A 10,587-nucleotide genomic window follows, 5' to 3' on the forward strand; every position below is an offset into this window, starting at 1 on the left:
TTATGAATCAGCGCAGATTAAGAAATGCATATCTATACTTAGTTACATATGTACAAACCTAAGAGAATTCCGCACAAGGCGATAACAAAAAGCCATAGGCGACAAAAATAATTAAGGAAAGGCAATGAAAATGCTCAAGTACTACCTGTTTGCAAGTCTCTGTTTAGCTGCACTCACGGTCCACAGTATAGGCTCTTGGTTAATGCTGCCGCTTGCGTGGTTTACCGTCTCGATATCGTTAGTTACTTTTGCTTATGCTACCAACTACCCCCATATATTTAGAAAGCACGGTACAGGCAAGATCCCTTGGTATGCAACTTGGCTATTTTGGCCCTATTTAGGGTGCGTACATTTGTACAATGCGATTGAACGAGGCAGAGATGTTGTGGACGCGTTTCAGCCGCTAACTGATGACTTATTTGTTGCTTGTCGCTTATTCCCAAGCGACGTGGATATGCTCAAGGCAGAAGGGATAGAGGCTATTTTAGACGTAACTGCCGAGTTTGATGGTTTAAACTGGTCTGCGGAGCAGCAAGGCCTACATTACCTCAATATTCCGGTGCTAGATCATCAAGCACCCACCTCAGAGCAATTAGCGCATGGCATGGCATGGATAGCAGCGCAGCATGAATTAAAGCGAAAGGTTGTGGTGCATTGTGCGTTGGGGCGAGGACGCTCAGTGTTCTTTTGCACTGCATATTTGCTTGCAACCAACCCCGATTATACCGTCCGTGAAGCGCTGGAGAAAATCCAAAACCGCCGTGAAACGGCAAGGCTAAACAAGCATCAGCTAAAAGGACTAACAAAGCTACATCATAGCCAAACTTTTACCCATAACGAACGGGCCGCGTTAATCATTAATCCAGTATCGGGATCAGGAAAATGGTTCACCTACGAAAATGACATTGTGGGTATGCTGACGGAAAAATATAACTTATCCATTCACTTTACAGAGAAAGACACAGACGTTTCGGCATTGGCTACTCGAGTCATGTCCGAAAAACAGCCAAATATCGTAATTGCAGGAGGCGGTGACGGTACACTAGCGAGTGTTGCTCATGGGATGCATCAAAGTGATGTACTGTTTGGTATTTTGCCTTTAGGAACTGCTAATTCTCTAGCGACCGTGTTACTCGGCTCACTGTCCAAAATAGATCCCATTAACCGTTCTTGTGAAGCAATATTAGAGGGTAAAACCAAGCCTATTGATATAATGAACTGTAATGGTCGCACCGCACTTTTAGCTGCGGCAATTGGATTTGGGCAGGAAATGATCGAAAAGGCTGGGCGTGAAGAAAAGAATAGCTCAGGACAACTTGCCTACATTAGAGGGTTATGGCAGGCAGTGAGTGAAAATAAGCCCCTCAATTTTAAAGTCAGCTTTGATGGTGCTGAGCAATCTCAAATAGATTGTGTTAGTCTGGTTATAGCGAATGCGGCACCTAAAACCACCATTCTTGCTCAAGGTCATGGAGAACCAATCTATGACGATGGCAAACTGGACATTACGATTTTACCGGTCGAGCCGGATGGTGCGCAGAACCTTACGGTAGCCGAACTTATTTTACCTAAATTAGACGGCAAACCTTCTAATATTCGCACAGAACAGTGTGAAAAGATAAGTATCGAGTTTGAGCAGGAACAACACTTTGCATTAGATGGTGAAGTGCTGAGTGCGAAAAATATTGAAATAGTGATCCAAAAACACGCGCTGAACGTAATGGTTCCGAATTAGGTATTTTGCGGCCATTCACTTAGTGTGCATAAGATAAAGATCAAAAGTGGAAACACTATTAGAGCATTGAGAGAGGGACTCAATTGAAAACCGTTTTATTAGTAGATGACGATCATGATTTTGCAGAGCTGGCTTGTCGTATAGTTGAATACTTGGGACATGACGCGTGTTTAGCAAATGATTTGGCGTCGGCCAGACAATGGTTAGAAACGCAAAGTTTTGATCATATCTTTCTTGATTTTATGCTGCCGGATGGCAGTGGTTTACATTTAGTGGACGAAGTTAGAGCTGCAGGGATCCGTACACCTATAACGATGGTTACGGGACATCCATCAGTAAAGTCAGCCTTGTCTCAACTTTGTCATGACGGGGTAAGTTATCTCACCAAACCCGTTGATGCAGACGATTTTAGAAATGCGCTAAGCCCTTCTAAAAACAAAACTAAACGAACCGAGAGTCAAGCGCACTTTGGTGTGCTGCTGGGTGAGTCTGCCAAAATGAAACATCTATATAAGATGATAGAGCGCGTGGCGGGCACCGACGCTAATGTGATGTTGATGGGGGAAAGTGGTGTAGGTAAAGAGATGTTTGCACGCGCCATTCACAATGCCAGTACAGTAACTGGGGATTTGGTTAACGTAAACTGTGGTGCAATCCCGAAAGACTTGATTGGAAGCGAACTCTTTGGTCACGAAAAGGGGGCGTTTACAGGTGCAAATGCTCAAAAAGTCGGAGTGTTTGAACAAGCAGAGAATGGCACTTTATTTTTGGATGAATTAACCGAGATGCCAATTGAGCAACAGCCAAACCTATTACGTGTACTTGAAACGCATACGGTGACACGAGTTGGTGGTACTAAACCAATAAAAGTAAACTGTCGGGTCATATCTGCGACCAACCGCAGTGTTGAAGACATTGCTACCAATGATGTACTGCGAGAAGATATTTATTTCCGTTTGGCAGTATTTCCAATCCATATTCCACCGCTCAGAGAGAGAAAAGAAGACATTCCTTTGCTCGCTGAGCATTTTCTGCAAGGGTTAAACAAGAAAGGTAATAGTCAATTTGTGATTAAGGCGGCGGATATGAATCGCTTAGTTGAATATGACTGGCCTGGTAATGTGCGTGAACTTAAGCACACGATTCATCGTGCCTATATTATGGCAGATCACGATGATCACAGTTTAGTATTTGATGCGAACTTCGCTTCACCATTTGCGCAGGCAAAGCGCATGGTGGAGCATGCACAGCTTAATCGCACTCCAATTCCACCACAGGTGGGCACGTCAAGTAGAGCAAACGCCATTCAAGTACCGACGCCTGAAATGAAGCCTGGTAAAACGATTGAAGAGGTAGAAAGAGAGCTGATCTACCAGACGTTAGAATCAGTAGAAGGTAATAAGACACTGGCTGCGCGAATGCTTGGGATCAGTACAAAAACACTCTACAACCGTTTAAACGCCTATGAAGGAGAAACACAGTCATAATTTCGGGGAGGAACAATGACACAACATGGTCAAGGTGAGCTTGCGAAATTAGTGCATGACGCACGCAAACCTTTGAATCAAATTTCAATGAACTCAGAGTTGATTAAGCTTATAGCTGAACAACCAGGTTCTCAACAACAGATAATCGAGATAGCTAATACGATTATTAAGGCAACTAAAGAATGCAGCGAGTTGTTACAGACGCTGGTGGAGCAAGGAAATAATGAGTGAACAATGAATCCAGAGTAAGCGCTTTTATGAACTTAAGCAATAAACTGAGTTTCATCTGGTTTGCCGTGATTGTGAGCGTAGGGCTGGTAGCGTCCAATGCGCTAATCGGCTTTAACAATGTTAAAGAGTTAAACCAAGTTCAAGAGAGTATTCGTAATACCAGCGAAGTGATGATGTCTCTGGATCAGCTTCATATCGCGATGTTAAATGCAGAAGCTGGACAGCGAGCATTTTTAATCTCAAATAAAGAAAGTGACTTAGCGCCGTTTGAAAAGTCATTGCAAAATCTTAATGAGAGTATTGCGAGAGTTGCTCAGAATCACTCTGAAAGTGATGTGCAGCAGCAAAAAATAAATAGCTATATTGACGGTGTGAAGAGGCGATTTAAAACGTTACAGAGTACGATAGTCGTTGCGCGTAATACCGATACGGGGAATGAAGTTTTATTACTTGATCGCGCTTCGGACTCTGGTGGCGATCTGCGGGAAGAGTATACTCGGATCATGGCCGCGGAAGTGGATATTCGAGCTATTCAATTAAATCAGTTAAAACGGGTACGAAAGGAAGCACAGACTAATATCGTGGTGTTTACTTTGTTAAGTGCCGTGATGATTTTTGCCATATTGCTACTATTGGTTGCAAATCTGCGCAGCACCAAACGAGCAAAGCACGAGTTAGAACAAGCGAATGACCATCTCGAAGAAAAGGTACAGGCGCGTACTGAAGCGTTAGAACATTACGCTGAAGAGCTTAACCGAAGTAACCGAGAACTCGAAGATTTTGCGTTTGTTGCCTCCCACGACTTGCAAGAGCCACTAAGAAAGATCCGCGCTTTTGGTGATCGTATCGAAAAAAATTATAGTGAACATCTGGATGATAAAGGGAGGGATTATCTGGCTCGGATGACAGGTGCTGCGCAGCGTATGTCGACGCTAATCACTGACTTGCTTGAGCTATCCCGTGTCACCACCAGAGCAAAACCATTTGAAGAGCAAGATCTCAATCAAGTTTTACAGTTTGTGTTGGAAGATTTAGAAATTGCGGTCAAGGACAGCAATGCAAGTGTAAATGCCGCCGTTTTACCGACAATAAAATGTGATGCCAGCCAAATACACCAACTATTTTTAAATTTACTTTCTAACGCTATCAAGTTTAGAGTAGACGGGCGCGACCCGGTTATTACGATTTCAGTTGAAAACAGCCAATTGATGGGCCAAGATGCCTATACTTTAGTAGTGGAAGATAACGGTGTTGGTTTTGACGTTGAATACGCGGATAAAATATTCTCGCCTTTCCAACGGCTACATGATAGAAAAAAATATGCTGGTACTGGTATTGGTTTAACCGTGTGTAGACGCATCGTTGAGCGGCACGGTGGGGCAATTTCAGCAACCAGTGAAGATGGTAAAGGTGCTAAATTCACGATCACATTACTCGTTGAACCAACACCAATTATTCAGGAACTGAAAAATGAACTATAAAAAAACTCAGCCGATCCATATTTTGATGGCGGATGATGACGAAGATGATCGCTTGCTAGCTCAGGATGCGCTAGAAGAGAGCCGTGTACTCAATGCGTTTCAATTTGTTAAGGATGGGGTTGAGCTTTTAGAATATTTAAGAAATGAGGGCCAGTTTACTGATAAGCAACAGTACCCAAGACCAAACCTCATTTTACTTGACCTGAATATGCCAAGAATGGATGGCCGAGAAGCGCTACAAGAAATTAAAAAGGATCCAATACTGCGCTCTATTCCCGTGGTGATCTTAACTACCTCCAAAGAGGAAGAAGATAAGCTAAGAGGATATGACTCTGGCGCGGCATCTTATATTACTAAGCCTGTTGATTTTGATGGCTTAGTGGATTTGATGAAGCACTTAGGCAAGTACTGGATTGAAATAGTAGAGCTGCCAAATTAATCTTATTGCGCTTGTGCAAGCAAGCGCTCACTCACTCCAAGTCGTCCTATACTTGTTTCAGCCTATCGTGACGACCTAAACGAGTTACTATCACTTCATTTACGGAGGCCAATATGACAAAGGAGTCAGTCAGTGAAGTCAATGTGTTACTCATTGAAGATGACGAAGACGATTATATTTTAACCTTAGATTATTTGGAGTCGATCCCTAACTTTAAATTTAATCTCGTTTGGCAGAGCCAATACCACCAAGCTCTAGAAGCGCTGGAGAGCAATGGCTTTGATCTTTGCTTGTTGGATTATCAGTTAGGCCCGCAAACTGGGTTAAGTGTGTTAAAAGAAGCCAAAGCAAGACAGGTTCATACGCCGATAATCATGTTGACGGGACAATCGGACGAAGTCTTGGATAACGACGCATTGAAAGCGGGCGCTGAAGATTTCGTACTTAAGTCAGAAATAAGCAGCGCGCGGTTTATTCGCTCTATCCGTTATGCTTTGGCACGGAAAGAGCTTGAACGTGAGCGCCTTGAGCGATTGCGAGTAGAGTCTGACAGTCGAGCAAAAGACCGCTTTTTGGCTCATTTAAGTCATGAACTAAGAACGCCACTCACTTCTATCTTGGGGTACACCAATCTCCTCCTATCCCGGGAAGAATTACAAAATGTTAAGCCTGAGCTATCTATTATTAATAATAACAGCGAGCATCTACTTAATTTACTCAACGATGTGCTCGACCTGTCAAAGCTAAAAGAAAACCGATTACAGCTCAATAAACAAGACACATGCTTGAGTAGTTTTCTTAGCGACTTGTATAGTTTGTTCAAAATGGCTGCTGCGAAAAAAGGCTTGAGTTTTAGTATTGAAGCTAAAACGCCACTCCCTCAAGATGTAAAAGTCGATAAAACAAGGCTAAAACAGGTACTTATCAACATTATTTATAATGCGATTAAGTTTACGAGTTCTGGTTTTGTGAAGGTCGAGATCACACTACAAGCGGATGCAAAGCTTGAATTCAAGGTAATTGATACGGGCATTGGTATTCCTGCAGCCAAGCTTAAACGTATATTCAAGCCATTTGAACAAGTACAAAACGTTACAACACGCACGGATGAGGGCGCTGGTCTTGGGTTAGCTATTAGCTCAGCACTGATTAAATTGATGGGCGGTGAGCTGGCGGTTGAGTCGACCTTGGGAGAGGGGAGTGAATTTGGCTTTTGTATCGATCTAGAGAAGGTAGACGGAGCGGCTCTTGCTCCACTTGTGTTAGATAAAACGCAAAATGCAGCTAATAAAGCGCTCCCATCGGACCTAAAAGGGCATATCCTTATCGTTGAAGACATTAGTGAGATACAGATGTTAATGCGTACTTTGATTGGCCAAACAGGTGCAACGGCTGAAATTGCAGGCGATGGCATTGAAGCGCTTGCGATGCTTAAGGATAACCCAAATAAATATGATTTAGTCTTTATGGACTTGCATATGCCAAGAATGGATGGTCGAGATACTATTGTTGCACTTAGAGAGCGTGATATTGACTTACCTGTTATCGCATTGACCGCTGCAGCCCAAAAAGGCACAAAAGAAGAGTTAAAGGCGCTTGGCTTTAGCGATATGATGAGCAAGCCTATTAATGTGCCTGAGCTGGGTAAGTGTTTAGAGCATTACTTGAGTGATAAGTTGCCATCACCTAGCATTGATATGACGCAAGCCAATGGTGCATTGCAGTTTTTAGTGGTAGAAGACGATGCAGATACGCGCAACTTATTGAAGTTGCTACTGAATTCATTACAAGTGAATGTGGTTACGGCCGATTGTGCACAAAACTGTTGGCAACACTTCGTTGGTTCTGAGCGCTTTGACACTATTTTACTGGACATAGGTCTACCTGATAAGTCCGGACTTACGCTAGCGCGAGAGATCAAGGAACAAGATCCCAGTCAACATATTGTGATTGCTAGCGGTTTTGATCCTGAGCCGGAAAAGTTGGCAGAGTCGCAAGTGGATGAGGTGTTATTAAAGCCTATTACCTTGGTGGACCTGAAGGAAGTTAAAGAAAAGCTGGATTAAAGGAAGTAGTAAAGAATAGCTCGAGGAGTTAAATTAAGCCTTGAGCCATTCTTTGCAACAGCACTATTTTCCTTAATGCACCAAATTTGCCGTATTTAGCGCTGAGCGCGCCAAACATAAAAACAAAGCCCATTCCTTGCGGCGAGCTGATCGCGCCGGTGAATACCTTTTTGGCTTTTACATGAGTCAGTCGATTAAATTGTTTAGCATCGATAAGTCTTTTCTTCTCCGCCACTACCTCTTGGTGCAATTTATCTGTAATAAACTCAGCGAGTTTCGTCATTGCTTGCCTCCGACTTCACTACCGGGGTAAAAAAACCGGATGTAAGATCATTTATGCTGTTATTGAACAGCTTAAGCCCTGTCACAATTAAATAATATATCACCGCGATATTGATAGTCAGAACAATGCCTGCTGAAATAAACCAGCTAAGCCCTGCATAGGTTAGTGCATACGCGAATAACACATGTAGGCTACCCCACACCATTGCCGTTAATATTAACGAAAATAGGATCAACCCTAGTGCAATACATAAAGTTTTAAGGTTAGCTCTAAATTTGGCTCCTAATAAGCTAATTTGTGCTTCGGCGATTTGCTGATAACTGTTTATTAATAGAGACACAGAGTCTTTAAGCTCAGCGAGCGCTGGAGTGCGCTCGTGAGCAGCTGCTTGACGGTCTCTTACTTGAGCTTGGTCTTGCATGATTACTTATTCCTTAATAGCATAGTTGCCAACATACCCAGTGAAAATGCGATACCAGCCGTTTTTACTGGATTTTCGGTGGCATACTTTTTAATACCTGATGTGTTCCACGCACGTTCCCACTCTTTACGCTTAGCACCGATGGCTTCGCTTGAATTGTGGCTCTTCTCTCGTAGCGACGTTTCAGTGCGAGAAGCTGAAGCGTGCAGTGAATCTACAGAAGCATGCAATGTGTCTGCGATTTGATCCGTAACAGGATGGCTAGAATCGTGTCCATTTGCCTGCGGTTTAGCTGTGTTGCTTGTCTGTGTTTGATTTGCTTGATTACTCATAAACTACTCCTTATTCGTTTAGTTCACTCTTACTAATGCAAAGGCTTTGCCATAATTAAAGTGTTTTAAATTCAATTGCTTATGGTTTTTCGTGTTCAGGATTGATACGTAGTTACAAAGGTTGTAAAAATTTCATGGAAGAAGTACAGGGTATCGTGTAGCGAGAGTAAGGGTTGAATCTTGCCGCTGGCGCAAGGTTAGTGCCGTCTTTTCTTGCTAGAAGGCACTAACCATTGACCAAGTTATTGTAACCCTCTGTGATTGTTCGGGTAGCGATGCTTTCGGAATTGAACTTTACTGACCCACGTTGTAAAAACATTTACTACAGCAAAGCAACCCAGTGCGGCACTTATACCGATCAACATATAAAGCATAAAGTCGAAATAGAGAGACAATTCCATATAACCTCCAAGCTCAATATAGTAATTCAGGTCTTATAACTCGGTATTAGTTGTATAAATTCAGTTCTAAGGTGGTGACAAAAAATGGATTTTCAAGTCTGCTTCATGGCTGTTTAATTGATGTTTAACGTGGACTCAAGGATAGAAGATAGTGAGTTGACAAAGCCCGCTCAAGGAAAAAATTGTTCAATGGATATTAGCCGAGCTGAAAAGTAGAGGACAGCCAACCATAAAGCGATTAACTTAATATGCCAAAATGAAATCTAAAAAAGGCGCTACCAAGTGATAGCGCCGAAACCAAGCTCTTGTGGAAGAGCTAGGACTGAGTCAAAGGGGAAATAATTGGGGGCTACTATGGAGCCAAAATTACTGCTTAAAACTGATATTCGATAGAGACGGCAGCTACGTCCATATCTGGGTCGATATCGTCTTCAAGTTCATAACGCGTGTATTCTAAACGCATATTAATGTTTTCATTCAGGTGAAACTCAACGCCTGCACCGTAAAGCCAGTCGCCACCTTCAAGGTTAGATGAAACACGGCCTACAGCTGGAATATCCGCGTAGATATCAGCATCCCACTCAAGCCAGCCACCTTTTGCATATACCGAGAAATGCTCATTTAATGGGGCTGAGATACGCGTCGACAAAGAAATACCGTCAATTTCAGCGGAGTTATCAATGTCACTTGCTTCGTCGAAGTTTTCGTAGGCAAGCTCAAAGCTCCAATATGGATTGATTTTAGTACCCACATAAGCTTTTAACATAGAAGAGTCATCGTCGAACGAGGTGTCGTTCTCACGATCTTCCCATTGGAAAGAGTATTGGCCGTAGCCGATACCTGTGTAAATTTTATAATCATCTAGTCCAAAATCAGACTCCGCGTGAGCAGCGGTAGATGCAAGACCTAGAGAGGCTAGTAGCGCAGCGGCAATAGTTAATTGTTTCATCTTTACTCCTTAAATCAATGTAAGTATGGGAGGGGGAAATTCCCCCTCAAATTAAAATTGGCTTATGATTTTTTGGTTACACGAAGGTTGTCTTTTACTTCTTTAACATCATTAGCATTTTTCGCGATTTGAACTGCAAGGTCGCGTTCTGCTTCACTGCCTACGTGACCGTTTAACGTTACGACTAAGCCTTCAACATCAACATCAATGTCAGTGCCATCTACGTCAGTGTCGAACAGGTAACGAGACTTAATTACCGTTGCGATTTTTGCGTCAGTAAAGCCCGTATCACTCTCATAATTACGCTCTTTTTTGCGCTCATCTGACATTTCTACAATTGTCAGGTCATTTTTCACTTCTTTTACGCCGTCGATACCTAGTACAAGCTCTTCAGCTAACTTTTTATCTACTGAATGTTCGACTTTACCAGTAAGTACAACAACACCATTTTTTACGTCAGTATTAATGTCGAAGCTGTTCAATTCACCGTTAAAAAGCAGCGTAGCTTCCGCTTTACCATCGATCCAAGCATCACTTGCCTCCTTTTCCCAAGAGTTATCAGCGGCGAATGCTGAAGCAGTAGTAAGTGAAGATACAAGTACAGTTGCAATTAATGTCTTTTTCATAATGAAACTCCTTTAATTTCGTAGTCGAATTACTTATTGCAGCTGTTGTGCCAGTTTTTAAGTTGTTGAAATTAATGGTTTTTTATTTTTATAGGAAACAGGAAGGAAGAATTTACCGAGAAAATGTGCATATTAC

The 10,587-nt window shown here is 42.5% G+C and carries 11 protein-coding genes; 6 read left to right on the plus strand and 5 right to left on the minus strand.

What is annotated here, in order from left to right; all coding sequences use genetic code 11:
- Window positions 1–124 precede the first annotated feature (124 nt).
- The 6 genes from L1D50_RS17880 (at window position 125) to L1D50_RS17905 (ending at window position 7,439) form a co-directional block, all read left to right on the plus strand.
- Window positions 125–1,735 (plus strand): diacylglycerol kinase family protein, encoded by a 1,611-nt coding sequence (locus L1D50_RS17880; RefSeq protein ID WP_128726922.1) that lies wholly within the window; start codon window positions 125–127, stop codon window positions 1,733–1,735.
- A gap of 83 nt (window positions 1,736–1,818) precedes the next feature.
- The gene (locus tag L1D50_RS17885; protein WP_138521186.1) at window positions 1,819–3,222 is read left to right on the plus strand and encodes a sigma-54 dependent transcriptional regulator; all 1,404 of its coding nucleotides are present in this window, start codon (window positions 1,819–1,821) and stop codon (window positions 3,220–3,222) included.
- Between the two features lie 15 nt (window positions 3,223–3,237).
- Window positions 3,238–3,453: a histidine kinase gene (locus L1D50_RS17890; RefSeq protein ID WP_128726920.1), complete on the plus strand. Its 216-nt coding sequence runs from the start codon at window positions 3,238–3,240 to the stop codon at window positions 3,451–3,453.
- Window positions 3,450–4,934, plus strand: coding sequence for a sensor histidine kinase (locus L1D50_RS17895; protein WP_239966521.1), 1,485 nt, complete (start codon window positions 3,450–3,452; stop codon window positions 4,932–4,934). The genes L1D50_RS17890 and L1D50_RS17895 overlap by 4 nt, the downstream gene beginning before the upstream one ends.
- On the plus strand, window positions 4,924–5,373 hold the full coding sequence (locus L1D50_RS17900; protein ID WP_010606594.1) for a response regulator: 450 nt from the start codon (window positions 4,924–4,926) through the stop codon (window positions 5,371–5,373). Before L1D50_RS17895 ends, L1D50_RS17900 begins: the two co-directional genes overlap by 11 nt.
- Window positions 5,374–5,486: 113 nt before the next feature.
- The gene (locus tag L1D50_RS17905; protein ID WP_138521190.1) at window positions 5,487–7,439 is read left to right on the plus strand and encodes a response regulator; all 1,953 of its coding nucleotides are present in this window, start codon (window positions 5,487–5,489) and stop codon (window positions 7,437–7,439) included.
- 28 nt (window positions 7,440–7,467) lie between these two features.
- Here the strand turns inward: L1D50_RS17905 and L1D50_RS17910 are convergent, their stop codons facing one another.
- The 5 genes from L1D50_RS17910 to L1D50_RS17930 all read right to left on the minus strand — a co-directional run bounded on the left by L1D50_RS17910 (window position 7,468) and on the right by L1D50_RS17930 (window position 10,451).
- Window positions 7,468–7,722, minus strand: a complete 255-nt coding sequence (locus L1D50_RS17910) for a hypothetical protein (protein WP_128726917.1) — start codon at window positions 7,720–7,722, stop codon at window positions 7,468–7,470.
- Window positions 7,706–8,143 carry a hypothetical protein gene (locus L1D50_RS17915; protein ID WP_239966522.1) on the minus strand — a complete coding sequence of 146 codons (438 nt, stop codon included), beginning with the start codon at window positions 8,141–8,143 and terminating at the stop codon, window positions 7,706–7,708. The genes L1D50_RS17910 and L1D50_RS17915 overlap by 17 nt, the downstream gene beginning before the upstream one ends.
- 2 nt (window positions 8,144–8,145) lie before the next feature.
- Window positions 8,146–8,475, minus strand: coding sequence for a hypothetical protein (locus L1D50_RS17920; RefSeq protein WP_128726915.1), 330 nt, complete (start codon window positions 8,473–8,475; stop codon window positions 8,146–8,148).
- Between the two features lie 774 nt (window positions 8,476–9,249).
- Window positions 9,250–9,825, minus strand: a complete 576-nt coding sequence (locus tag L1D50_RS17925) for an outer membrane beta-barrel protein (RefSeq protein WP_128726914.1) — start codon at window positions 9,823–9,825, stop codon at window positions 9,250–9,252.
- Between the two features lie 62 nt (window positions 9,826–9,887).
- Window positions 9,888–10,451, minus strand: a complete 564-nt coding sequence (locus L1D50_RS17930; protein ID WP_128726913.1) for a BON domain-containing protein — start codon at window positions 10,449–10,451, stop codon at window positions 9,888–9,890.
- Between the last annotated feature and the right edge of the window lie 136 nt (window positions 10,452–10,587).

This window comes from Pseudoalteromonas sp. Isolate6, assembly GCF_022398435.1.
Classification (GTDB): Bacteria; Pseudomonadota; Gammaproteobacteria; order Enterobacterales; family Alteromonadaceae; genus Pseudoalteromonas; species Pseudoalteromonas galatheae.